This is a genomic window from Pantoea sp. SGAir0430, assembly GCF_043549295.1.
Genome location: NZ_CP039427.1, coordinates 3462319 through 3486817, shown reverse-complemented (window position 1 = coordinate 3486817; position 24499 = coordinate 3462319). Strand labels below are relative to the sequence as shown.

At 57.4% G+C, this 24499-nt stretch carries 18 protein-coding genes; 8 read left to right on the top strand and 10 right to left on the bottom strand.

Going from position 1 to position 24499, the window contains the following annotated elements; genetic code table 11:
- Positions 1 to 99: 99 nt before the first annotated feature.
- The 3 genes from E7738_RS16510 to E7738_RS16500 all read right to left on the bottom strand — a co-directional run bounded on the left by E7738_RS16510 (position 100) and on the right by E7738_RS16500 (position 3603).
- A complete protein-coding gene (locus E7738_RS16510) occupies positions 100 to 1569 on the bottom strand; it encodes a SulP family inorganic anion transporter (RefSeq protein WP_136545726.1) in 1470 nt (489 codons plus the stop codon).
- A gap of 2 nt (positions 1570 to 1571) precedes the next feature.
- Positions 1572 to 2213 carry a carbonic anhydrase gene (locus E7738_RS16505; protein ID WP_394516350.1) on the bottom strand — a complete coding sequence of 214 codons (642 nt, stop codon included), beginning with the start codon at positions 2211 to 2213 and terminating at the stop codon, positions 1572 to 1574.
- 580 nt (positions 2214 to 2793) lie between these two features.
- The gene (locus E7738_RS16500; protein WP_058771313.1) at positions 2794 to 3603 is read right to left on the bottom strand and encodes a 5'-nucleotidase, lipoprotein e(P4) family; all 810 of its coding nucleotides are present in this window, start codon (positions 3601 to 3603) and stop codon (positions 2794 to 2796) included.
- Between the two features lie 109 nt (positions 3604 to 3712).
- On the opposite strand from E7738_RS16500, the gene E7738_RS16495 reads away from it, so the two are divergent.
- Complete coding sequence (locus E7738_RS16495) at positions 3713 to 4423, top strand: polyphenol oxidase family protein (RefSeq protein WP_394515820.1); 711 nt, start codon at positions 3713 to 3715, stop codon at positions 4421 to 4423.
- 31 nt (positions 4424 to 4454) lie between these two features.
- On the opposite strand, the gene E7738_RS16490 is transcribed toward E7738_RS16495, so the two are convergent.
- The 4 genes from E7738_RS16490 to E7738_RS16475 form a co-directional block, all read right to left on the bottom strand.
- Positions 4455 to 5774 (bottom strand): gluconate:H+ symporter, encoded by a 1320-nt coding sequence (locus E7738_RS16490; RefSeq protein ID WP_058771315.1) that lies wholly within the window; start codon positions 5772 to 5774, stop codon positions 4455 to 4457.
- A gap of 79 nt (positions 5775 to 5853) precedes the next feature.
- A complete protein-coding gene (gene idnO / locus E7738_RS16485; protein WP_058776401.1) occupies positions 5854 to 6618 on the bottom strand; it encodes a gluconate 5-dehydrogenase in 765 nt (254 codons plus the stop codon).
- A gap of 9 nt (positions 6619 to 6627) precedes the next feature.
- Entirely contained in the window at positions 6628 to 7659 is a 1032-nt protein-coding gene (idnD, locus tag E7738_RS16480) for an L-idonate 5-dehydrogenase (RefSeq protein ID WP_104188231.1), read from the bottom strand.
- 169 nt (positions 7660 to 7828) lie between these two features.
- The gene (locus E7738_RS16475) at positions 7829 to 8530 is read right to left on the bottom strand and encodes a response regulator transcription factor (protein ID WP_058759838.1); all 702 of its coding nucleotides are present in this window, start codon (positions 8528 to 8530) and stop codon (positions 7829 to 7831) included.
- A 500-nt stretch (positions 8531 to 9030) separates the two neighbouring features.
- Between E7738_RS16475 and E7738_RS16470 the strand changes: the two genes are divergently transcribed.
- From E7738_RS16470 to E7738_RS16460, 3 genes are all read left to right on the top strand, one after another.
- On the top strand, positions 9031 to 12714 hold the full coding sequence (locus E7738_RS16470; protein WP_394515819.1) for an ATP-binding protein: 3684 nt from the start codon (positions 9031 to 9033) through the stop codon (positions 12712 to 12714).
- A gap of 99 nt (positions 12715 to 12813) precedes the next feature.
- Entirely contained in the window at positions 12814 to 13437 is a 624-nt protein-coding gene (locus E7738_RS16465; protein ID WP_021509694.1) for a response regulator transcription factor, read from the top strand.
- 318 nt (positions 13438 to 13755) lie between these two features.
- Complete coding sequence (locus E7738_RS16460; RefSeq protein ID WP_394515818.1) at positions 13756 to 15762, top strand: oxidoreductase; 2007 nt, start codon at positions 13756 to 13758, stop codon at positions 15760 to 15762.
- Here the strand turns inward: E7738_RS16460 and rlmG are convergent, their stop codons facing one another.
- Positions 15763 to 16881 (bottom strand): 23S rRNA (guanine(1835)-N(2))-methyltransferase RlmG, encoded by a 1119-nt coding sequence (rlmG, locus tag E7738_RS16455; RefSeq protein ID WP_394515817.1) that lies wholly within the window; start codon positions 16879 to 16881, stop codon positions 15763 to 15765. It lies immediately after the preceding gene.
- Between the two features lie 81 nt (positions 16882 to 16962).
- On the opposite strand from rlmG, the gene E7738_RS16450 reads away from it, so the two are divergent.
- The gene (locus tag E7738_RS16450) at positions 16963 to 17463 is read left to right on the top strand and encodes a M48 family metallopeptidase (RefSeq protein WP_021509697.1); all 501 of its coding nucleotides are present in this window, start codon (positions 16963 to 16965) and stop codon (positions 17461 to 17463) included.
- Here the strand turns inward: E7738_RS16450 and E7738_RS16445 are convergent.
- Complete coding sequence (locus E7738_RS16445) at positions 17460 to 19148, bottom strand: chloride channel protein (protein ID WP_058781153.1); 1689 nt, start codon at positions 19146 to 19148, stop codon at positions 17460 to 17462. The two genes, E7738_RS16450 and E7738_RS16445, sit on opposite strands and share 4 nt — an antisense overlap.
- 137 nt (positions 19149 to 19285) lie before the next feature.
- Between E7738_RS16445 and E7738_RS16440 the strand changes: the two genes are divergently transcribed.
- From E7738_RS16440 to sstT, 3 genes are all read left to right on the top strand, one after another.
- A complete protein-coding gene (locus E7738_RS16440; protein ID WP_394515816.1) occupies positions 19286 to 20272 on the top strand; it encodes a Gfo/Idh/MocA family protein in 987 nt (328 codons plus the stop codon).
- A 254-nt stretch (positions 20273 to 20526) separates the two neighbouring features.
- Positions 20527 to 21498: a TerC family protein gene (locus E7738_RS16435; protein WP_021509700.1), complete on the top strand. Its 972-nt coding sequence runs from the start codon at positions 20527 to 20529 to the stop codon at positions 21496 to 21498.
- 228 nt (positions 21499 to 21726) lie between these two features.
- Positions 21727 to 22962, top strand: coding sequence for a serine/threonine transporter SstT (gene sstT, locus E7738_RS16430; RefSeq protein ID WP_394515815.1), 1236 nt, complete (start codon positions 21727 to 21729; stop codon positions 22960 to 22962).
- A gap of 46 nt (positions 22963 to 23008) precedes the next feature.
- On the opposite strand, the gene E7738_RS16425 is transcribed toward sstT, so the two are convergent.
- Complete coding sequence (locus E7738_RS16425) at positions 23009 to 24499, bottom strand: UxaA family hydrolase (protein WP_104188219.1); 1491 nt, start codon at positions 24497 to 24499, stop codon at positions 23009 to 23011.

The following is a 24499-nucleotide window of genomic DNA, read 5'->3' as shown; positions in this document are numbered from 1 at the left end:
AGGCGCTGTGAGCGGCAATTATGCCGTATAAATAAAAAAATCGGATATCCGGGATATCCGATTCTGGCGAAAAAAACTGCATGACTGCGCGCGGGAACGTTATTTCACCGCCACCGGCCACTGGCTCAGCCGGATACCGCGCTCACCGGCGCTATCCCCGAAATCCTGCAGCACCGCTTTCACGTCCGGATCCATATACTCGGCGTTATCGTGATCGACAATCACCACGCTATTTTCCGGGATCTCTGCCAGCAGCCCCTGCAATTTCGGGTTGTGCATAAAGGTCAGGTTTTGCTGAAAGCGCAGCACGTAATGGTCGTCATAGCGGGTAAGCTGCAGCGCGTTGCGATGGCTTTGGTAGATGCTGCACAGAATCTGCGTCGCGATACCGATACCAATCCCGGCCAGCATGCCAAACACAATGATACCGCCGATGGTGGCAAGAAACGGCACGTACTGCTGCGCGCCCATGCGAATCTGTTCGACGAACAGGCGCGGCGTTGCCAGCTTATAGCCGGTATACAGCAGCACCGCCGCCAGGCTGGCGAGCGGAATCGCGTTAAGCAGAGCGCTGAACCACAAGCCACAAATCAGCAGCAGCACGCCGTGCAGCAGAATCGACAGTTTGGTTTGGGCACCCACGCTGACGTTGACCGAACTGCGCACAATCACCGCGGTAATGGGCATCGCACCGAGCAAGCCGGCGGTCAGGTTACCGATGCCCTGCGCGAACATCTCTTTATTCGGTGACGGCGCCGGGTGCTGCGGACGCAGTTTTTTCAGCGCCTCCTGGCTGAGCAGGGTTTCAAGGCTGGCCACCAGCGCCAGCGTAATCGCTACCACCCACACCGACGGATTCTGCCACGCCAGCCAGTCAGGGGTTTCCAGCTCCGCCACCAGCGCCGACATACTGTCAAACGCCGGCAGTACGATACGCGGCAGGCCTTCGCCGAGGCTGGGAAACAGGCGATCGCCCAACACCGTGGCGAGGCAGCCAAACAGCACCGCCACCAGCGGGCCGGGGATCCAGCTCAGCGCTTTAACCGCTTTGATCGCGGGCGTGGTCCACAGCCACAGAATCAGCAGCCCGCTACCGGCCACCAGCATTGCGCTGAGCGAAAACGAAAACTCCCCGCTGACCAGCGACTGCAGACCGGCATCGCTTGCTGCGCCCAGCGCCACCGGAATCTGCTGCATAATCAACAGCAGGCCAATGGCCGCCAGCATCCCTTTGATGACGCTACCTGGCACCAGTGAGATAAAACGACCGGCGCGCAGCAGGCCGAGCATACACTGCAGCACGCCAGCCAGAATCAGCGCGGTGAGAAACGCGGAAAAGCTGCCGAGCGTCTGGATTGACGCCACAACAATAGTCACCAGCCCCGCCGCCGGGCCGCTCACGGCAAAGCGCGAGGGACTGAGCGCGGTAACCAGCAGACCGCCGATCACCCCGGTGAGCAGACCGGCAAAGGGCGGCAGACCGCTGGCCTGCGCGATGCCCAGACACAGTGGCAGCGCCACCAGAAACACCACCAGACCAGCAGGAATATCCTGACGAAGCGTTTGCAGATTCATGATGAGGGTTCCTCTGACGATTGCTGGATTAACTCTTTCAGATGGCCGGACTTCAGGTCATAAACGCAGCCAAATACATCCAGCTGCTGTCCGGCCTGCCAGGCCTGTTGCACCGGCTCGCAGCGCACCAGCTGGCTAAACTGGGCGATGACATTGGCTTCAACCAGCTGGTTAAGCTTACTGCTCTCCTCTTCCTGCGCGGGACTGGCGTGGTAGGCCACCAGCCCGTGCTGCAACGCGCGGCGCAGCGCGGCAATGCGCCGGGCAAGCGCCGAATCCTCCTGCGCTAACGGGCTGGCAGGCAGACCCAGCGCCGCCTGCACGCCGCCGCAACCGTAGTGACCGCACAGCACAATGCGCTCGACGCCGAGATAAAAAATCGCGTACTGCAGTACGCTGAGAAAGTTGTCATCGTCCGGTAGCACCATATTGGCGATGTTGCGGTGCACGAATAGCTCGCCCGGATGCGAGCCGGTCAGCACTTCTGCCGGTACGCGACTGTCGGAACAGCCAATCCACAGGGAGTGGGGTTTCTGCTGATGCAGATATTGTTCAAAGTAATCTGGATTACGCTCGCGGCGCTGGAGTGCCCAACTGCGATTTTTCGCTAATAAGGGTTTAAGGGTCGTCACAATTATCTTCTCTCTGTATCCGCAAATAGCGCTTCCGGGCAAATAAATGCATGGCGCAGCACGGTTTTGGCGTTCTGTGGCAGGTGAATACGGCGCTTTCTCACAGAAATTGGTTATAGACGCTTATGAATTGATTTGCACCATGAATATTTCAGCCCGGCAGAAGAAGCGACCTTATGTAAAATAAGTGTCAGCAAATGTCACGACAAAGTAAGTTAATGCAAGTGACGCAATCAGCAGGAATTTCATTAAAAATAAATATAATCAGTCTATTAATATGATTTTTTAAAACGCATTTCGGATGCACTGACAAATATATACACGTAAAACTTTTGCGCCTTTATGCTGTTATGGTGGATTACGCTTTGCTCGCTGAGAAAAATCCTAATTACTAAATTTATGAATAGTGTTATCAGCTGGTTTTAACGTTATTTGCGATGATATTTCACTGAAGGCGGCGGAGGGATTAAGTAAGAGATCGGGAAAATGATAAGCAGAATAATAATTACAAAGAAACGTAAATATCACTGGCGCTGACCGCCTGTAATAAGCGCCCGCCAGGGCAGGCGCTATTTCGCTTGACGAATTATTTACCGTTCCAGGCTTTCATGCGGGATTCACGCACCTGCAGCTGCTGTTCCGGGGTTAACTTATTGTAGTTTTCAGCCATGCCGCTCTCCCAGTCGCCGTACAGTGGATTGGGCAGCACAATGAACTGGGTGCCAAAACGCTGATGGTTGAGCGTGACAAACTGCTGGCGCTGCGCGTTGCCCTGATGCCAGGTGGCACCGCCGAAGTCATTCAGGTTATCGCCGATATACAGCACCACGTTGTAGCCGGCATTTTTAATTGCGTCGAAACGCGCCTGTTTATTGGAGTTGCCGGTACTGAGACGCACCGTTTTGTCGCTTACACCGCTGAAGCCCAGCTTGTTGAGGTTATCGACTGTGGCCGCGTAGTCTTTCTGATCGCGGTTCGAGACGTAGAACATGGTGCCGCCGTGGCTATTCACGTAGTTGGCAAATTCGACGGCACCGGGCACCGCGGTCGCCTGACGCGCCTGCGTCCACGCTGACCAGGTTTTACCGGAGAACGGCTGGCCGTTTTTTGCCTGCCACGCGCTGTAGGCGCTGTTATCGATCATGGTTTCATCCAGATCAACAATCACCGCTTTGGGTTTGCCGGTGAGCGAAGGAGCGTTATCAAACGCCATGCGTGCCGTGTTGAACGCCTGCCAGCTCAGCGCCTGATACTCGCCAGACTGCTGGAACCAGTTGACTGCCAGCACCGACTGCTGACCAAGTTGCTGCTGAGCCTGCTGTTTTTGCGGTTGGGCACAGCCGGTGAGCGTCAGGGCAATCAGGCCCGCCGCGGCCAGCCAGGAGGTGTTTTTCATCATGTCGTCCTTAAGTGATTATGGTCAGTTTTTGTAAAGCTTTAAAAATGTAGCAGTTAACGTAAGCTGTGGGCAGAGGAAAACCGGGGTCAGGTCACAGGAGACACTTATGGATAATCGCGGGCCGCGCTCGGCGCTGCTGGAGAGTCAACGCTGGCTGGAGTATGCCTTCCAGCCTGCCGGTCAGCCGGCACCGGCCGCTGCGGCGTACGGACAGCAGCGGCACAGCGCAAAAGTGGTGTTGGCCGGACAAAACCGGCCGCCGAAAAGTTGTGAATCCGATGGGGTGATCGGTGACGATCATCGGCCGGTTGCGGTTTACACCGCTGACTGTCTGCCGGTGCTGTTTGCCGATGTGAAAACGCATCAGGTGGCGGCGGTGCATGCCGGCTTGCAGGGTACGCTCGGCGGCGTGCTGAGCAGTGCCCTCGATCAGCTGCTGGCGGGTGGCGCGACGCTGGCATCCCTGCTGGTGGCGATCGGTCCGGCGATCGGCCCGTGCTGCTATGAGCTGGGCGTTGATCGCATCGCACAGATGCAGCAGCGCCCGGATCTGCCGGCGTTAAGCTGGTCACAGCAACAGCCGCATAATCCGCAGGCAATCCGACCTCAGGCACAGGCGCATCATCAGGGAGTATGGTTTGATTTGCCTCAACTGGCGCAGGACCTGCTGTTACAGCGCGGCATCCCGGCGGCGCAGATTGATCGCGTGACGGAGTGTACTTATTGCATGGCGGAGGCGGGATCGAGCTATCGTTATAACACCCATTTTGACAGCGGCTATCAGTCACGTTTCTCGTGGATTCGCCGCCGCGCGTAAGCACGCTTCACCTCCCTATGAAGCGCGGGCCTTAGTGAATGATGGCGTTGAGCGCCAGCACACCGGCGAGGCCGAGGATGGAGATCAGCGTTTCCATTACCGTCCAGGTTTTCAGCGTTTCAACCACGCTCAGGTTGAAATAGCCTTTGAACAGCCAGAAACCCGGATCGTTCACGTGCGAGGCGATCACGCTACCCGAACCAACGGCCAGCACCATCAGCGCCGGATCGGTATGGGTGGCGGCAATGATCGGCGTCACGATGCCGGCGGTGGTGATCGCCGCGACGGTGGCCGATCCCAGCGCGATGCGCAGCATTGCCGCCACCGTCCAGCACATCAGCAGCGGTGACAGCGACGATCCTTTCATCAGATCGGCAATGTAATTACCGACACCGCTATCTACCAGCACCTGCTTAAAGGCGCCGCCGCCGGCAATGATAAAGACGATCATGGCGATGGCGGCAATCGAATCGCCACACATATCCATCACCTGCTCCATTTTGCGCCCGTTGCGCAGACCGAGGGTAAATACCGCAATTACCACGGCGATAAACAGCGCCACCGCCGGGTTGCCGATAAATTCAAAGAACTGGCGCAGCGCATTCTCTTTCGGCATCGTCAGTTCGCAAACTGCCGCAATCGCCATCAGCACCACCGGAATCACCGCGGCAAAGATGCTGATAAAGAAGCCCGGCATCTCCTCTTCGGTGAAGATTTTAGGGTTATACAGCCCTTCCGGCGGCGACTTTTCGAAGCTTTTGAGGAATTTTGAGAAGATCGGGCCGGCAATGATCACCGTCGGGATGGTAATGATTAAGCCGTACAGCAGCGTGGTGCCGAGATTGGCACCAAAGATGGTAGCAATGGCGGTTGGACCGGGATGCGGTGGCAGGAAGCAGTGCGTCACCGACAGCGCTGCCACCATCGGCACGCCGACGTACAGCAGTGGCAGTCCGGCCGCCGCCACGATGGTGAACACCAGCGGCAGCAACAGCACAAAGCCGACTTCGTAAAACATCGCCAGGCCGACGATCAGCCCGGTGACCACCAGCGCCCACTGCAGCCGCTGTTTACCGAACGCGGCAATCAGCGTGGTGGCCACCCGCTGGGCAGCGCCGGTATCGGACACCAGCCGCCCGAGCATAGCACCAAAGCCGAGGATCATCGCCAGGCCGCCGAGCGTGGAACCAATACCTTTCTGAATCGAGGCCATCACATTGAGCGGCGTCATGCCTTCGGCGATACCTACCACCGCCGAGACAAACACCAACGCAATGAAGCCGTTGACCTTGAAGACAATCATCAGAACCAGCAGCAGTATCACACCCAGCACAATTATGGTTATTGGCATTTTTTATTATCCTTAGGAAGACAGAGGGGTGTTTAAGGTTTAGGCGCGCGCCGGCAATTACGCCAGCCGCGCCACGGCATTACACGGCGACGCGCATACCGCCATCAACAAACAACAGGTGGCCATTGACGAAATCAGATGCGCCCGACGCCAGGAACACCGCCGCGCCAATCAGCTCTTCCGGCTTGCCCCAGCGTGCGGCCGGCGTACGTTTGGTCAGCCAGCCGGTGAAGGCCGGATCGTCAGCCAGCGTCTGGGTCATCTCGGTGACGAAATAGCCCGGCGCAATGGCGTTAACCTGAATATTGTGGCGCGCCAGCTCCACACACATGCCGCGCGTCAGCATGGTGACCGCGCCCTTGGAGGCGGCATACGGCGTGATGGTGTCGCGCCCCAGTTCGCTCTGCATCGAGCCGATGTTGATGATTTTTCCGCGCTGACGCTGCACCATTCTTTTCGCCACGGTTTGTGACACCAGAAACACCGCTGTCTGGTTGACGGCAATCACGTCGTTCCAGTCCTGCTCGGGAAACTCGAGAAACGGCCGGCGGCGCTGAATGCCGGCATTGTTCACCAGGATATCAATCGCGCCCCACTGGCTTTCAATCTCCTCCACCGCCTGCTGAACCTGCGCCGACTGCGTGACGTCAAAGGCCTTCGACCGTGCGTGATAACCCAGCTCGCGCAGTTTCGCCGCGCCCTGCTCTGCGCCGCCCTCGGTGGTGGCGTTGATGATCACTTCCGCACCCGCCTCCGCCAGACCGCGCGCCAGCAGAAAACCGATGCCGCGCGCCGAACCGGTGAGCAGCACACGCTTGCCCGTCAGGGAAAATAGCTGACTCATACTGACTCCTTAAAACGTTAACTGGACTTTCGCCGCCCGGGTTTTATCACCGGCAAACTGCAGCGCCGCGTCGATATCCTGTAAGTCATACTCCCCGCTGAACAGCGGCAGCGGATTGACCACGCCGCGTGCCAGCCAGTCAACCGCCGTGTTGAATTCGTGGGTGAAACGGAAAGAACCGACCAGATTGATCTCTTTGGCGATCAGCGTCATCAGCGGGAAATCCGGAATCGTGCCGCCCATGCCAACCTGTACCAGCGTGCCTTTGGCGCATACCACGTCGAGACAGCGCTGCAGCGAAGACGGATGGCCGGAAGCCTCGAAAGCGACATCGAAGAAGCCTTTATCTGCAAGGTAAGGCGTGAAATCACCGTCAGCAGCGTGGATCACGCCGGTCGCGCCCATCTGCTGCGCCAGGCTGAGCGAGCGTTCGCTGATATCGCTGCAAATAATCTCCGCGGCTCCGCGGGCTTTGGCAGCGGCGGCAATCAGACAGCCAATCGGCCCGACGCCGGAAATGAACACGGTTTTGCCGCTCAGATCGCCCGCCTGCTGCGTGGCGTGGATGCACACGGCCAGTGGTTCAGCAAACACCATTACGCTGTCATCGGCCTCCTGCGGAAACGGCACGCACTGCGCGCTATCGACCACTTTGTATTGCGTGAAGCCGCCATCCACGTGCGGCAGATACATGGCGCTGCCGAAAAAGCGCATTGAGGTGCACTGATTTTGCTGCTCGCGCAGACAGTATTTACAGCTGCCGCACGGCTTTGAGGGATTGACCGCCACTTTTTGATTGGGCTGGAGCTGCGGATCGTCGCTCTCCACCACGTAGCCGATCACTTCATGGCCGAGGATCATCGGCATCTTCACTTCGAAGCTGCCGACTTTACCTTCCTGATAGTAGTGCAGATCGGACCCGCAGATGCCGCCGCGCGTGATGCGCACCAGCGTGCCGGTGCCGTCCCACTGCACCTGCTGCTGTGCGACGCTGACCTGTTTTTTGCCGGTAATGACGCAGGATTTCGTTTCAATGTTCATCGTAGCCCCTTCAGTGCTGTAGCAATGGGGGCTATCACAGCCGGATACGGCCGGCGAAACTGTGACGAACATCACTCAAAGCGATGTTACAAAACGGCTGTTACCGGGAACGTGATGCAGAGAGGCGGAAAAGCAGACGGCGGCCATCCCTGACCGCCTTAAAGAAAGATTAGCTGCCCGACATCAGGTCGTGGCTGTATTTGAACAATTCCGAATCCGAGCGCAGGCCGAGCTTTTTCAGCGCCGACTGCTTTTGTCCGCTCACGGTTTTACGGCTGCGCTTAAACTTCACGGCGATTTGCGACACGCTGAGCCCATCGAGAAAACAGCGCACCACTTCTACTTCGCGCGGGCTGAGGGTTTTGACCTTCTCATACATATTGCCTTTGCTGGAGAGATCGAGGTTTTCGTTGATGGCGTCTTCATTCATCACGTAGAGGTTTTCCACCTCGTACGCCACTTCCTGCGACAAAAATAGCCGCCCCTGCGCCACCTGACGAATCGCCTGGACGATCTCCTGCATATTGTGGCTTTTTCCAATAAAGCCCTTAACGCCGGCGCTCAGCACCATTTTGACAATCGCCGGACTCTCCATGGACGATGAGATCAAAATCTTTTGCTGCGGATAGTGATTTCGCAGCTGTTTCACCAGGGCCAGGCCATCCAGTTCCCGCTCGCCCAGCAAAAAGTCCAGCACCAGCACATCCACCGTAGTGCTGCGCAGCTGACTAAACAATTCATTACTTGAAGACCAGGTCCCGACCAGATGAATATCGGGTTCGTGTTTCAGGCATAACTCGAAAACGGTACGAACCATCGGGTGATCATCAAGGACAGCGACACGCACCTGTTTATTATGTGCATATACCATTCTTTTATTCCTTTATTACAGTCTCAATTTTGTCCAGTACTGATAACCACACCAGTGAAAATGACCTGAAAGTATGCGCTGACCGCTGCCGGGAAAATCGCTTGCAACGGTTTAAACCAAACGTCACCAGGTTAACAAAAATTAGAATTTTGCTTACGCGTTTAACTTATTACCGCTAATTAAAAGGTAGTTTTACCAGATGAATGGACAGCAGCGGTTAGCGGCCCCGGAAAAACTGCGAAAATTCTGACGTAACTCTGCGAATGGACCACATAAGAATTGTCTTGAAAGGTCATTTTATGGATAAACCGTTGAAATATTTGAAATCAAAGCAAAAGCAATATCTAAAAAAAACCACGGATGTTAATAATAAGTTAAACATTCGAGAATGGTCGCAAAATATCCTTAATGCGGCATTAGATCAGGCAGGCGGGAAAAATCTCTTTATACTCCTTTTCCCTTATCGGCATTAATGACTTTATTTTCTTCAGGAACGCACGGTGTTTAATCCTGTTAATTTCATCCGTCTGACGGGCGTGGTCCTGTTTATTTTTTTTGCCGGCGCGCTGCAGGCGCAGGTCAAACCATTGCAGCTTTTAGCGCGTTACGATACCGCACAGCCCGCGCTGCAGCTGGCTGAGCCCATCTCTTCTGCCTTTCGAAATAAAGTGATTAAAGTCGCAGTGGCCGGTAAATCACAGCCACCAATATATATGGATACCGATACGCGCCGCTTCGAAGGCCTGAGCGCCGACTACCTGTCGCTGATTCAAAGCATGCTGGAGACCAGTATTGAGCTTTATCACTTCCCGAGTCATAGCGCCGCGCAGCAGGCGGTGCTGAAAGGCGAAATGCATATGCTGGCGATTTACGTCGCCCAGCCATCGTCACAGTCGCAGCCGCTGCTGGCCAGCGCCCCGTGGATGCTGGATTACAGCGTGATGGGATTGAAGACCGACAGCGACCTTTTTCTCAATAACGGCATGCCCGAGCAAATCGCCTGGTCAGGCACGCCGCTGCAGCGCCAGTACCTGGAAGAGACATACGAAAACGCGCAGCTGGTGCGTTTCCCGGGCTACTATGATGCCGTCGCCGCCACCGTTTATGGTCAGACGGCGCGCGTCTGGGGAAATGCGGCGACGCTGACACACCTCAACCGCTATCTGTTTGCCAACGCGCTTACTATTCTGGCCGATGAGCATACGATTCCGCTCAACGTCGGTTTCGGCATCAGTCCGCTGTATCCTGCGCTGGCCGACGCCATCAACCAGGCGCTGCCGCAGATTCCGCTGTCTATCCGCATGCAGATTGCCAAACGCTGGCAGCTCGATCCCCATCATGTACTACAACGCAATCCGCTGGCGCTGACCGCCGACGAAGAGCAGTGGCTGCAAAACAACATACACATCGAGACCACCTTGCCGCTGGCACAGGCACCGCTCAGTAGCCGGACGCCGGCAGAGCAGTTTCGCGGCATGGCGCCGGACGTGCTGGAGCTGATCACCAGCCAGACCGGCCTGAATTTTGTGGCGCACGCCAGTAATGAACACCCCGGCGGACGTCCTCTGCCAAAGCTGTTTCCGCTGGAAATTCTGGAGCCACAGTTCGAAGCACAACCGGCTCTGATTACGCGTCCGTGGCTGGTTTCGCATTGGGTGATCATCCGCAATCAGCAGCCGGGAAACATTATGGCGCGCGACACCTTTCCGTTTGGTTCGGCGCTGATGCTAAAAAATCCGCTAATGAAAAGCTGGCTGCAGGAGCACTATCCGCACCTGTCGGTCAGCGATACCGATCGTCCGCTGGATGCGCTGCGCCAGCTGCTGGCGCGCAAGGTCGATGCGGTGATCGTGCCGAAAATTTTTGCCGACTATCATCTGCGCAACCATTTTGGCAGCGGGCTGATCGTCGAGGGTACGCTGGGCGCCGATCCCGCACGCTTTGTGATGCGCGTAGAGCCAGGCAATGAGACGCTGATCAGCATTCTCGATAAAGCGTTGCTGGCCATCCCGCCGGAAACGCTGTTTAAGCTGATGGCGCAGTGGCGTCAGGCGGAACCGCCGTTTCTCAGTAGCTCGTGGCAGAACTATAAGCAAACGATTCTGCTGATCGTTTCGGTATCGCTGGGATTGATTCTGTTGATCCTGCTGTGGAACCACCATCTGCGCAAAGTGATTCAGCAGCGTATGCAGGCAGAGAATGCGCTAAAAAATCAGCTCAATTTTACCCACACGCTGTTTAATGACTCGCCGGTGGCAATGTACATCCGCGATAAGCAAACGCGGCTGGTGGACTGTAACAATGCCTATCTGCGCTTTTTGCACATCAAACGCGACGAGGTAATCGGTAAACGACTGTCGGACGTGTTCAACACCAATAACGCCAGCATTCATACCATTGAAGATGGTTACCAGCAGACGCTGCTGGATGGTGAAGCGGTAATGCGCGACGTCCAGCTGATGTTTGGCCAGCAGGCCTTCCATCTGTACCACTGGACGCTGCCGTTTCGCGATCGGCTGGGGGAAGTTGCCGGGGTGATCGGCGGCTGGGTCGATGTTACCGAGCGTAACGCGCTGCTGCAGGAGCTGCAGCTGGCCAAGGACACCGCAGACAAAGCCAACCGCTCCAAAAGTGAGTTTCTCGCCAGCATGAGTCATGAGATCCGCACGCCGCTGCACGCCATCATTGGTCTGCTGGAGCTGGAAACCCGCTCGCAGCCGTGTGAGACGCTGTCCGAAAATATTCGCGTCGCCTACAGCTCGGCTCGCGCGCTGCTGTCGCTGATCGGCGATATCCTCGATCTGTCGAAGATCGAATCTGGCCAGTATCAACCCACGCCGGAAACCGTTTACCTGCCGGATGTGATCGATCAGGCGGTGACGCTGTTTCGCAACAAAGCCGAAAGCAAAGGGATCGATCTGCGCGTAGAGATGGACATCGCGGCCTACTGGGTACAGACCGATCCGCTGATGATCAACCAGATCCTGTCTAACCTGTTGAGTAACGCCATTAAATTTACCGATCGCGGCAGCGTAACCGTGGTGCTGATGCAGGGGATTGGCCAGGAAGAGGAAGGTTGTGAGTTCGTCATAGAAGTGAGCGATGACGGCTGCGGCATGACCGAGGAGCAGCAGCAGGCGATTTTTGAGCCATTTGTCCAGGTCGGTGAACGTCAGCAGCAGCAGATTGGCACCGGTCTTGGCCTGAGCATCTGCCGCAATCTGGCAGAGCTGCTGGATGGCGAACTGATTGTGGAGAGTACGCCAGGTGAAGGATCGGTGTTCTCCTTCTACTTCCGCGCGCCGGCCGGCGAACCGCGCGATCAAACCCAACCGCATCTGACACAGCCGCTGGTCACCGACAAGCTGTCAGTGCTGGTGATTGATGATCATGCGCCCAATCGCCTGCTGCTGGGTAAACAGCTGGAGCTGGCGGGCCATCAGGTGGTGGTGAGCGAAAGCGCCGTCGAAGCGCTGAAGCTGTGGCAGCAGGATCCGCTGCGCTTTGACTTGATCATTACCGACTGCAATATGCCCGGCATGAACGGGTTTGAATTTGCCCAGGCGCTGCGCCAGCATGAACGCCACCATCATCTGCCGCCGATCACGCTATACGGCCTGACCGCCTCCGCCGAGCAGCACATCATGCAGCGCTGCCTGCAGGCTGGCATGAACGACTGTCTGTTCAAGCCGCTGAATCTGGATACGTTGCTGGCGCAAATCACCCACTGTCCACGCCGCACGCCAGGCACGCCACACATGCCTGACAGCGAGGCCGCAGCCGTGACCGGGCAACCTGTTGCTGATACCGCCGTCGCCGCGCTGCCGGCCCCTGTGGCGGTTCCGACTTTTGCGCCGCTGCTGATGCAGCTGGCTGAGCGCGATCCTGCCAGCTGCATCACCCTGCTGGAAAGTATTCGCACCAGCCACGATGAATTGCTGGCGGCGCTGCAGCAAACCACTGATGCTCACGCGCTGTCACAGCTTGGCCATAAGCTGAAAGGCGGTGCCAGCATTCTTAACGCCAGCGCGCTGATGGAGCTGGGGCGCAAGCTGGAGAAACACCAGCAGGAAGGACACGATGTCGCGCAACTGATTGCCGCCATCGCGTGCGAAATTAACACCGTCAATGAAACATTAATTATCTTTGAACAATATCGGCTGAAAAATCAGCAGGTTTTATAAAAACATAATCTTATCAAGACATTTCTCGGTTCGCCGGGATAAGCCGCCAGACATAATGTCCGCCAGCGCCATCATATCGGTGTCGTAAAAGGGAGATCTATGTTTAATGCAAAAATTCTCATCGTTGATGAGCATCGCCTTGTTGCGGCTGGGGTGCAGGCTTTATTATTAATGAATGGCTTTAATTGTGTCACTACAGCAAACACAATTAATGATGGTATTGACGATGTTATTCATCAGCACATCGACATCCTGATTTTAGATCCTGATTTCAAAGAGAAAAATGGCATCGCCTTTTTACGCGATATCGTAAAATCTAAAACCTGGATGAAAGTCATTCTGCTCAGTCAGAGCAGTAACAATCACCTGCTTATACAATCGCTTAGTCAGGGCGCTAACGGCTTCGTGTCGAAATACGACCCGATTCAGACGCTGATCGCCGCCATTGGCTGCGTATTTAATAATGTAAATTATCTGCCCGGCGATATTCTTGACCGGCGCCAGCGCTATGTGAATGAACAGGATATGTTGTCGCGCCTGACCGAGCGGGAAACGCTTATTTTACGTCAGCTGGCGCAGGGAAAATCCAATAAAATCATTGCCTGTGAATTAGGATTAAATAACAAAACTATCAGTACTTATAAAACTAAAATTTTTCAAAAGCTCGAATCAAAGAATCTGGTCGATATTATCGAACTGGCACGGCGAAACGGTGCCTGCTGAAGCCAAAATCAAGACCAGTCTTGCGGATTAATTCGACTGAGGCATGGCATCATCACCTCGTCCTCACCCGGGATTGTTATAGAGATTGAGTCATACAGGAATTTATAACCACAGAGCTAATTTATTAGCCCAATCTTCATGCCATTACAGGGCGCGCAGGTTTCTTCCCGTGCCTGGCGAAAGTGGTCCGATACTTTCGTCTGCGACTTGCCGCCCTGCTTTTTTTTGATGTTTCTCACAGGCTGAGCGCCGCAAATTTCCAGCCCGCACTTTTCCCGCTAGAGTTCACTCATCCGACCACTCACTGAGTAAGTGATCATGACTGAGCGTTATCCGCATCTGTTTGCCCCGCTGGATCTGGGCTTTACGCAACTGAAAAACCGTTTCCTGATGGGCTCAATGCACACCGGTCTGGAAGAGCATGCTGATGGCGCTCAGCGCCTCGCTGCCTTCTACGCCGAGCGCGCCCGGGAAGGCGTTGCGCTGATTGTGACCGGCGGCATCGCGCCCAATGCGCAGGGCGTGGTGGCGCAGGGCGGAGCCATGCTGACGAACGAAACCCAGTGCGGCTGGCACCGCCAGATAACTGATGCGGTACATGCTCAGGGGGGCAAAATTGCGCTGCAGATCCTGCACGCCGGGCGCTACAGCTATCAACGCGATCTGGTGGCGCCCTCGGCGCTACAGGCGCCCATCAACCCGTTTACACCGCAGGCACTGAGCGAAGCGCAGATTGAACAAACCATCGCGGATTTCGCGCGCTGCGCCCGGCTGGCGCAGCAGGCCGGTTACGACGGTGTCGAAATCATGGGTTCCGAAGGCTACCTGATTAATCAGTTCCTGGTCGCCCATACCAATCAGCGCGACGACGGCTGGGGCGGTGATCTGGCGCGGCGGCAGCGCTTTGCACTGGAAGTGACGCAGGCGGTGCGCGCCGCCGTCGGTGATGCCTTTATTATTATTTTTCGCCTGTCGATGCTCGATCTGGTGAATAACGGCAGCTCGCTGCAGGAGACGCTGCAGCTTGCCACGGCGCTGGAGCAGCGCGGCGTGACGCTGTTCAACAGCGGCATTGGCTGGCATGAAGCCCGCATTCCCACCATTGCCACCTGCGTGCCGCGTGCCGGTTTCGCCTGGGTCACGCAGCATCTGCGCCAGCACGTCAGCGTACCGGTTATCGCTACCAACCGTATTAATCATCCTCAGGTGGCGGAAGAGATTGTGCGCGACGGTATTGCCGACATGGTGTCGATGGCGCGGCCATTTCTTGCCGATGCCGCGTTTGTCAGCAAAGCGCAGGCGGGCCAGCCCGACGCCATCAATACCTGCATCGCCTGTAATCAGGCCTGTCTCGATCAAATCTTTGCCGGCAAGGTCACTTCCTGCCTGGTCAATCCGCGCGCCTGTCATGAAACGCTGATGCCGGTCATCGCCGCCGCGCAGCCAAAACGCCTGGCGGTGGTAGGTGCCGGTCCGGCCGGTATGGCGTTCGCGCTGCAGGCGGCGCAGCGCGGCCATCACGTCACCCTGTATGAAGCCGATGCGCAGATTGGCGGCCAGTTTAATATCGCCCGCCAGATCCCCGGCAAGGCGGAGTTCAGCGAAACGCTGCGCTATTTCCGCCATCAGCTGGCAGCCGCAGGTGTTGAGCTGTGCCTGAATCATCGCGTCAGCGCCGACGAACTGGAACAGGCGGATGAAGTCATCATCGCGACCGGCATCACACCGCGCCAGCTGGCGATTCCGGGCATCGATCACCCCAGCGTGCTGAGCTATCTCGAGGTGATACGCGACAAAAAACCGGTTGGCCAGCGCGTGGCGATTATCGGTGCCGGCGGCATTGGTTTCGACACCGCGGAGTTTCTGCTGCAGCACGCCGATCGCGAGGAAGACTTCTACCAAAGCTGGGGCATCGATCGCAGCCTGCAGGCGCGCGGCGGTTTAGTACGTCCACAGCCGGCTCCTGCCGACCGCCAGATCTGGCTGCTGCAGCGTAAATCCGGCAAACCGGGCGCCGGACTGGCGAAAACCACCGGCTGGATCCATCGCGCCAGCCTGCAGGCGCACGGCGTGCAGATGTGGGGTGATGTGGAGTATCTGAAGATTGATGATGACGGGCTGCACCTGCGCCATCAGGGGGAAGCGCTGACGCTGGCGGTAGATAACATCGTGATTTGCGCCGGTCAGGAACCGCTGCGTACGCTGGCGCAGGCGCTGGCCGCACGCGGCAAAGCCGTGCGGCTGATCGGCGGTGCCGACGTCGCGCAGGAGCTGGACGCACGGCGCGCCATTGCTCAGGCCACTGAGCTGGCGCTCAGCCTGTGATTAACGCAGCTTGACCGAACGCACCACCACAAATTTGGCGTTAGAGGCCACCAGCTCGCAGTTGCCAAACAGCTTCTTCATTTTCTGATGATAGCCAAGGTGGCGGTTGCCGACGATGCGCAGCTCGCCGCCATACTGCAGGCAGCGTTTGGCGTCACGCAGCATCTGCCACGCCAGGTGGTCGGTCACCGCGTGCTGCTGATGGAACGGCGGATTGCACAGCACCGCATGCAGTCGGTCCGACGGAAAACCGCTCAGCACGTTGTTAACCCGAAACTGGCAGCGCGCCAGATCCTGCGGTCGGTTGAGCTCAACGTTGAGCTGGCTGGAGGCCACCGCCATGTAAGATTCATCGACGAACAGCACCTCGGCCTGCGGATTCTGTTCCAGCGCCTGCAGGCCAATCACGCCGTTACCGCAGCCGAGATCGACGATTTCGCCCTCAATATCGTGCGGCAGGTGTTGCAGAAAGAAGCGCGCGCCAATATCCAGCGCCGCGCGGGCGAACACATTGGCGTGATTGTGGATATGATACGGCGTCTCGTCGAGCGGCCACACGGTGGTCGCCGGCACGTCCGCCAGCGCCGGCGCGCTGAAATGGCTGTAAATCAGACGCGCTTTTTTCCACGCCAGTGAGGTTTTACTCTCACCGAGAATGCGTTCAAACAGCTGCAGCGTGGAATTATGGATGTCTTTGGCTTTACCGGCCGCCAGAATCAGGGTATCCGGCGTGACGACCGTCCGCAGCGCGCGCAGCTGGTGCTCAAGCAGCGCCAGCGCTTTGGGCAGCTTAATCAGTACCGCCGCCGGGGCAGCCGGCAACGGCGCCAGGCTATCAAGAAAGTGTACCGACGCTTCATCCAGACCGTTGAGACGCAGATTCTGCCGGGCGGCCTGCTGGCTGAGCCACGAGTCGCTAACGTGCCAGATTTCCCGATCGTTCAGCCCGCAGGTCAGCGCGCCAAAGCTGTCATTGAATACCAGCACCGGGCCTGCCGGCAGCGCCTGCTGCAGCAAATATTCATCTGCGGCGTCCCACGCCTGTAGCGGGCTCTCTTCGCGCATCGGCGGGAAGCGCTGAAGCGTCAGCGTGCGATCGGTCAGTTCAAGTTGGCTCATGGAATCTCCGGCGTGGTACACTTTGCGCGATTTTCGCCCTGAAAAGGGGGCGCAGTATACTGTCTTTCGTCGGGAATCCCAATGTCATTAATCTATCTGCAGGGTTACCCTGAAAACATCCTCGAACAGGTGCAAGTGCTGATTGATAATCAGCGATTAGCCGCCTTTTTGCAGCAGCGTTATCCCGATACACACGACGTCGTCAGCGACCGGGCGCTCTATGACTACACGCAGGCGCTGAAAAACCGCTATATGCGCAGCGCGCCGCCGGTGAGCAAGGTCATCTGGGATAATAAAATCAAAGTGATGAAGCATGCGCTTGGCCTGCACACCGCCATTTCCCGCGTGCAGGGCGGTAACCTGAAAGCCAAGGCCGAAATTCGCATCTCGACCTTTTTCCGCCTCGCGCCGGAACCCTTTCTGCGCATGATCGTGGTACACGAACTGGCGCACCTGAAAGAGAAAGATCACAGCAAAGCGTTTTATCAGCTGTGCTGCCACATGGAACCGGACTACCACCAGCTGGAGTTCGACGCGCGCCTGTGGATGACCGAACAGGCGCTGCGCGGCAACGCGGCCTAAAGAAACTCCTGCGCTTTCTGGATCAGACTGGTTTTGGTCAATGCGCCAAGGAAGCGACGCTCCTGCGCATTATTCAGCACCGGTAAACGCTCCAGCGTCACGCGTGCAAACGCCTCCCAGCCTTCACGCATGCTCTGGTGCTGGTAAATGCAGGGGAAATTATCATCCATCACGCTGCTGACCGGCGAATCCAGCGTGATCTCCTGTGCCAGCACTTTGCGCGAAATATCATGAATTGATACTACGCCAAGAAACTGACCGGCCTGATTAATGACGTAGACGTAGCGCTCGCGCTTGAGTGAACTCACCGCCAGCGCCTGCCCGACCGATTCCGCCGGCTGCAGCGCCGCGCCGGGGATGATCAGCTGATCAACCCGCATATTATCAAAATCATATTTCGCTTCTGAACGATTAAGGTGATGGCTTACCACCGGATAGGTGCTGGCGGACTGCAGCCGGTAGACCAGCATTGACGCCAGCACCGAGGCGATCATCAGTGGGAACAGCAGGCTGCTGTTGAGCGTCATCTCCAGCACCATCAGCATCGCCATCAGCGGCGCCTGACTGACCGCCGCCAGCACCGCCGCCATGCCCACCGCCGCATACAGCAGCGTATTGCCCACCGGCAGATGCAGCAGCACGCCAGTCTGCGCCAGCGCCACGCCGAGCAGCGCACCAATCAATAATGAGGGTGTGAACAGGCCGCCAACCGCGTTGGAGCCGACCGAGAGCGTGGTCGCCAGCATTTTCAGCACCAGCAGGCCGAGCAAACCGGCCAGCAGATAGTTGCCTTCAATGATTTTCACGATCACTTCATAGCCGTTACCAAGGATATCGGTGGAGATCAGCGCCAGTAAGCCAACCGCAAAGCCGCCCGCGCCCAGCCTGAGCGGCAGCGAGCGCACGCGGCTGAACAACGCTTTGCTGCGTGCAATCAGCTTGATTAACAGCCAGCCCGCCACGCCCGCAGCAAAACCAATCACGACGGTCATCATCAGGCTGGTGACATCCATTTGAAACAGCGTATCGGAAAGCGGATAGAGCGCGCTGCGAAAACCGAGCGACCACATGGTCATCACCGCCACCGCCGAGGCGATAATCAGCGGAATCAGCCGCTGCAGCGCTGAAATACCAAAGGCGATTTCCGCGACAAAAATCGCGGACGCCAGCGGCGCGTGATACACCGACGACAGACCGGCGGCCGCCGCCATCGCAACGATGTCGCTGTTGCGCATATTGAGGGACGCTGGCAGCCAGCGCCCCAGCAGGCTGCCGCTCAGCGCCGACAGCTGCACCATTGGCCCCTCTTTACCAATCGACGCCCCGCTGCCGATACTGGCAATCGACGACAGCGCGCGAAACAGCGAGGTTTTGGTGGGCACCGCATCCAGCCGCGCGTTAATCACTTCAAGGTAATCGGTTTTCACCGTCTCCTGCTGCTCAATCGCCACCGCGTAGCGCAGGAACCAGCCGGCCAGCAGCCCGCCCGCCCCCACCAGTAGCGGCCAGAAGATCCACGGCCAGACGTGCATCGCGACCGTGATTTCGCTGTCGCTGTGAAACAGCAAATGATTAATGAGATCGATGATGCCGCGAAACGCCAGCGTGACCAGCGAGGCCACCAGGCCCACCGGAATGGCGATCAGCAGTGTGGTCCAGTTCAGTGCGTGTTTGCTTCCGCTCACCCGGCGTCCCCGCATGTCGGTTAAAAAAGGGTTTGGCATCATCATATTGGAATGCGGATCGCAGGATCAAATTTCGCCTGCCTGCGCCGCCAGGGAACATGCTACTCTGCCGCTTTCAAAGTGCAGGAGAGCCAGCCGTGATACGTTTTGCCATTGTGGGAACCAACTGGATCACCCGCCAGTTTATCGACGCCGCGCATGAGAGCGGCAAAATGAAACTGAGCGCCGTCTATTCACGCAGCCAGCAGCAGGCCGACGCCTTTGTCGCGGATTATCCCTGTCCGCTGACCTTTACCTCACTGGAGGCGCTGGCGGCAAGTGCGGAAATCGACGCGGTGTATATCGCCAGCCTCAATGCGCTGCACTGTGAGCAGGCGCTGCTGTTCATGTCGCACGGCAAACACGTCATCTGCGAAAAACCGCTGGCCTCTAACCTGCGTGAAGCTGAGGCGATGATTGGCTGTGCGCGTCAGCATCAGGTGGTGCTGTTTGAGGCGTTCAAAACCGCCAGTCTGCCGACGTTCCTGCGCCTGCAACAGGCGCTGCCGCAGCTGGGCACACTGCGCAAAGCGCTGTTCAACTACTGTCAGTACTCGTCACGCTATCAGCGCTATCTCGACGGTGAGAACCCGAATACCTTCAACCCGCGCTGGTCCAACGGTTCGATCATGGACATTGGCTACTACTGTCTCGCCGCTGCCGTTACTCTGTGGGGCGCGCCGCAGCAGGCGAAAGCTGAGGCCTCGCTGCTGGCAAGCGGCGTCGATGCGCACGGCGTGGTAGTGCTGGACTACGGCGATTTCGACGTCACGCTGCTGCACTCGAAAGTCAGTGATTCCCTGATTCCCAGCGAAATCCAGGGCGAAGCCGGCTCGCTGGTGATAGAAAAAATTTCTGAGTGCCAGCAGTTGCGCCTGATTCCGCGCGGCGGCGAGAGCCAGAACCTGACGCAGCCACAGCACATCAATACTATGCTGTATGAAGCAGAGACCTTCGCCCGGCTGGTGGAAACGCGCCAGGTGGAGCACCCTGCGCTGGAGGTTTCACGCATAACCGCCCGGTTGCTGACAGAGATTCGTCGCCAGACCGGCGTGGTGTTTCCGGCGGATCGGAAAGAAGTGTAAATATTGCAAAATATTACAGCTCCCCCATTGAATCTGCTCGCGCTTGCACGTATGTTGGCCGCAGCAAAGGGGAGTAACTTGTAAGCTGACCGATCGTCATTACGATGCGTAGCGCATCCGGTCGTCAGGCAACCCGGAATTGATTCTGTGTTGTAAGTGAGACCTTGCCGGAAGGCGAGGTTTGCTTGCAGCTCTATAAAGCGGCTGACGTCTTCTGACTCAGCCGTTTTTCATTTTCAGGACAGGATACGACTATGCACTCTGTAGGCACACCGTTACTCTGGGGCAGCTTCGCTGTCGTCGTGCTCATCATGCTGGCGATCGATCTCTTCTTACAGGGACGACGCGGCGCACAAACCATGTCATTCAAACAGGCTGCCGTCTGGTCGCTGGTATGGATCTCCGTTTCTCTGCTGTTTGCCGCCGCGTTCTGGTGGTATCTCGACGGCAGCGCCGGGCGCGAAGTGGCAACCGCGCAAACCCTGGCTTTCCTGACGGGTTACGTACTGGAAAAAGCGCTGGCGGTCGATAACGTCTTCGTCTGGCTGATGCTGTTCAGCTACTTCGCCATTCCGTCTAATCTTCAGCGCCGTGTGCTGATTTACGGCGTGCTGGGCGCGATTGTGCTGCGTACCATCATGATCTTTGCCGGCAGCTGGCTGGTCACACAGTTCAGCTGGATCCTCTACATCTTCGGCGCTTTCCTGCTGTTTACCGGCATCAAAATGGCCTTCGCTAAAGAGGGCGATGACGCTGCCGTCGGCGATAAGCCGGTGGTGCGCTGGCTGCGTAAGCATCTGCGCATGACCGATGAACTGCACGGCGAAAAGTTCTTCACCCGCAAAAACGGCGTGCTGTTTGCCACACCGCTGCTGCTGGTGCTGATTATGGTGGAGCTGAGCGATGTTATTTTCGCTGTCGACAGTATTCCGGCTATTTTTGCCGTCACTACCGACCCGTTCATCGTGCTGACCTCTAACCTGTTCGCCATCCTTGGCCTGCGCGCTATGTACTTCCTGCTGGCCAACGTGGCAGAGCGCTTCTCGATGCTGAAGTACGGTCTGGCGATCGTGCTGGTGTTTATCGGTATCAAGATGCTGATCGTCGAGTTCTACCACATTCCGGTGGCGATCTCGCTGACGGTGGTCGGCGTGATTCTCGGCGGTACGCTGCTGATCAATGCCTGGGTAAACCACAGAAACGACCAGAAAGGCATCTCACGATAATCTTCTGCAGGGGCGCTAATCGCCCCTGCTTTGTTTCGCCAGTGCCAACCTTCGCGTTTCATATCTCTGTCACACTTCCCGTCATCAGCAGATCAAAAAACCGATCTGGCGCGCACCGGCAGAATTATCTCTTTTCTCGTCAGCTCTTTTCCTTATACTCCGCCGGGCAAACCGTTTGGCGCGGAGCAACCGCGCACAACACTCATACCGCGATAAAAAGACCGTAATATGCTAAATAATCTTCTTCGACCGCTGGGTGCGCTGTTCTCAGGAAGCCTGGTAAAACAAATCATGATCGGCCTGATTGCCGGCGTGGCGCTGGCGTGGCTTTCACGCGATGCCGCGCTGGCCGTGGGCCTGCTGGGTGAACTGTTCGTGCGCGCGCTGAAAGCCGTGGCACCGCTGCTGGTACTGGTGCTGGTGATCTCCTCGATTGCCAACCATCAGCAGGGGCAAAAAACCAATATTCGCCCGATCATTATGCTGTACCTGCTCAGTACCTTCTTCGCGGCGGTGGTCGCGGTGATTTTCAGCCATCTGTTCCCGCAGACGCTGTCGATGGACGTCGGCGCGACCGAAATTACCCCGCCGTCCGACATCACCGAAGTGCTGCACGGCCTGCTGATGAGCATGGTCGCCAATCCGATTGAAGCGCTGATGAACGCCAACTACATTGGCATTCTGGTGTGGGCGATTGGCCTTGGCCTGGCGTTTCGTCATGCCAGCCCGAGCAGCAAAGCCTTCCTGAATGACGCGTCGAATGCCGCGACCTGGGTGGTGCGCTGTGTGATTCGCTGTGCGCCGCTGGGCATTTTTGGCCTGGTGGCATCGATTCTGGCCTCAACCGGCTTCGGTGCGCTGTGGCAATATGCCCACCTGCTGACGCTGCTGATTGGCTGCATGCTGATTATGGCGCTGGTGGTCAACCCGATGCTGGTGTTTCAGAAAATCCGCCGCAATCCTTATCCGCTGGTGTTTACCTGCCTGCGCGAAAGCGGCGTAACGGCGTTCTTTACCCGCAGCTCGGCCGCGAATATTCCGGTCAACATGGCGCTGGCCAAACGCCTGAATCTGGATGAAGACACTTATTCGGTATCGATTCCGCTGGGCGCGACCATCAGCATGGCGGGCGCGTCAATCACCATTACCGTACTGACGCTGGCCGCGGTGCACACGCTGGGCATTGCCGTGGACGTACCCACCGCTATTCTGCTGAGCCTTGTCGCCTCGCTGTGTGCCTGTGGCGCGTCCGGTGTGGCGGGCGGTTCGCTGCTGCTGATTCCGGTTGCCTGCAACATGTTTGGCATTCCTAACGATCTGGCGATGCAGGTGGTTGCCGTCGGTTTTATCATCGGCGTACTGCAGGATTCCGCCGAAACCGCACTCAACTCCTCAACCGACATTCTGTTTACCGCCGCCGTATGTCAGGCGGAAGCGGAACGTCAGCCGCGTACCGCCGGTTAACCCGCGTCGCGGCACCCACCGGTGCCGCGCTTTAACCGCTGCCGCTTTAAAGCGTTACGCCACTCTTGAAGATCGCCAGCTCGCGGAAATCATTAGCTTCATTGCGCGCCGGCTGGCCGTTCGCAATCGCCACAATAGTCTCAACAAACTCCGCCAGCAGCGCCTCCATGCTGGTGCCCTCCAGCAGCCGTCCGGCATTGAAATCAATCCAGTGCGGCTTTTTCTCCGCCAGCGGCGTGTTGGTGGCGATTTTCACGGTGGGCACAAAGCCGCCATACGGCGTGCCGCGTCCGGTGGTAAACAGCACCATATGGCAGCCGGCTCCGGCCAGCGCGCTGGTGGCGACCGCATCGTTACCGGGCGCGCTGAGCAAATTGAGCCCCGGCGTGCGCAGCCGCTCACCGTATTTCAGCACATCCACCACCTGACTCTGCCCGGCTTTTTGCGTACAGCCCAGCGACTTCTCCTCCAGCGTGGTGATGCCGCCCGCCTTGTTGCCCGGCGATGGATTTTCATAAATCGGCTGCTGATGATCGATAAAGTAGCGCTTGAAATCGTTAATCATCGCCACCGTTTTGTCGAAAATCGCCGCATCACGACAGCGGCTCATCAGGATGCGCTCGGCACCAAACATCTCCGGCACTTCGGTCAGCACCGTGGTGCCGCCGTTGGCGATCATCTGGTCAGAGAAACAGCCGAGCAGCGGATTGGCGGTGATGCCGGAAAAGCCGTCCGAGCCACCGCATTCGAGACCAAACTTCAGCTCGCTCAGTTTGCCCGGCTGGCGGCGGTCGTGACGCATCACGTTGTACAGCGCATGCAACCGCTGCAGGCCGGCTTCCACTTCATCATCCTGCTGCTGACACTCCATAAACTGCACACGTTCGCTGTCAAAGCCGCCCAGCGTGTCGCGAAAGATATCGACCTGATTGTTTTCGCAGCCGAGTCCAATCACCAGCACCGCGCCGGCATTGGGATGACGCACCATATTTTGCAGCATGGTGCGGGTATTTTCATGATCCTGGCCCAGCTGTGAACAGCCGAAGGGATGGCTGAACAGGTGCACGCCGTCGATGCCGGCCGCGTCGTCACTCTCCCGGAGGAAGCGTGACACAATCTGCCGGGCGATGCCGTTCACGCAGCCGACGGTCGGCAAAATCCACAGCTCGTTACGAATGCCAACCTCACCCGTGGCGCGACGATAGATCTGTACCTCACGATCCGCCGCCTGCGGTGGCAGCGTGAGGTGTTCCGGCTGGTATACGTACTCGTCGACATCGCTCAGATTGGTGCGCGCATTGCTGGAGTGAATCAGCTCGCCAACGGCGATCGGCTGAGTGGCATGGGCAATCGGCAACCCATACTTAAGTACCTGCTCGCCACTGTTGAGCGGTTGTAGCGCAAACTTGTGGCCGCGCCCGATATCCTGATGCAGCGTAATCCGCTGTTCTGCGACGATAACCTGGATGCCAGCCGCCAGATCCTGCAGCGCGACGGCGACGTTGTCGCGTGAATGTATTTTGATTGCCTGTTGCAT

Excerpts from the sequence above, each read along its gene's own strand:
- E7738_RS16475 (WP_058759838.1), bottom strand. The coding sequence starts at position 8,530 with ATGGTATATGCACATAATAAACAGGTGCGTGTCGCTGTCCTTGATGAT.
- rlmG (WP_394515817.1), bottom strand. The coding sequence starts at position 16,881 with ATGAGCCAACTTGAACTGACCGATCGCACGCTGACGCTTCAGCGCTTC.
- E7738_RS16435 (WP_021509700.1), top strand. The coding sequence starts at position 20,527 with ATGCACTCTGTAGGCACACCGTTACTCTGGGGCAGCTTCGCTGTCGTC.
- E7738_RS16460 (WP_394515818.1), top strand. The coding sequence starts at position 13,756 with ATGACTGAGCGTTATCCGCATCTGTTTGCCCCGCTGGATCTGGGCTTT.
- E7738_RS16425 (WP_104188219.1), bottom strand. The coding sequence starts at position 24,499 with ATGCAACAGGCAATCAAAATACATTCACGCGACAACGTCGCCGTCGCG.
- E7738_RS16495 (WP_394515820.1), top strand. The coding sequence starts at position 3,713 with ATGGATAATCGCGGGCCGCGCTCGGCGCTGCTGGAGAGTCAACGCTGG.
- idnO (WP_058776401.1), bottom strand. The coding sequence starts at position 6,618 with ATGAGTCAGCTATTTTCCCTGACGGGCAAGCGTGTGCTGCTCACCGGT.
- sstT (WP_394515815.1), top strand. The coding sequence starts at position 21,727 with ATGCTAAATAATCTTCTTCGACCGCTGGGTGCGCTGTTCTCAGGAAGC.
- E7738_RS16500 (WP_058771313.1), bottom strand. The coding sequence starts at position 3,603 with ATGAAAAACACCTCCTGGCTGGCCGCGGCGGGCCTGATTGCCCTGACG.
- E7738_RS16450 (WP_021509697.1), top strand. The coding sequence starts at position 16,963 with ATGTCATTAATCTATCTGCAGGGTTACCCTGAAAACATCCTCGAACAG.
- E7738_RS16465 (WP_021509694.1), top strand. The coding sequence starts at position 12,814 with ATGTTTAATGCAAAAATTCTCATCGTTGATGAGCATCGCCTTGTTGCG.
- idnD (WP_104188231.1), bottom strand. The coding sequence starts at position 7,659 with ATGAACATTGAAACGAAATCCTGCGTCATTACCGGCAAAAAACAGGTC.
- E7738_RS16490 (WP_058771315.1), bottom strand. The coding sequence starts at position 5,774 with ATGCCAATAACCATAATTGTGCTGGGTGTGATACTGCTGCTGGTTCTG.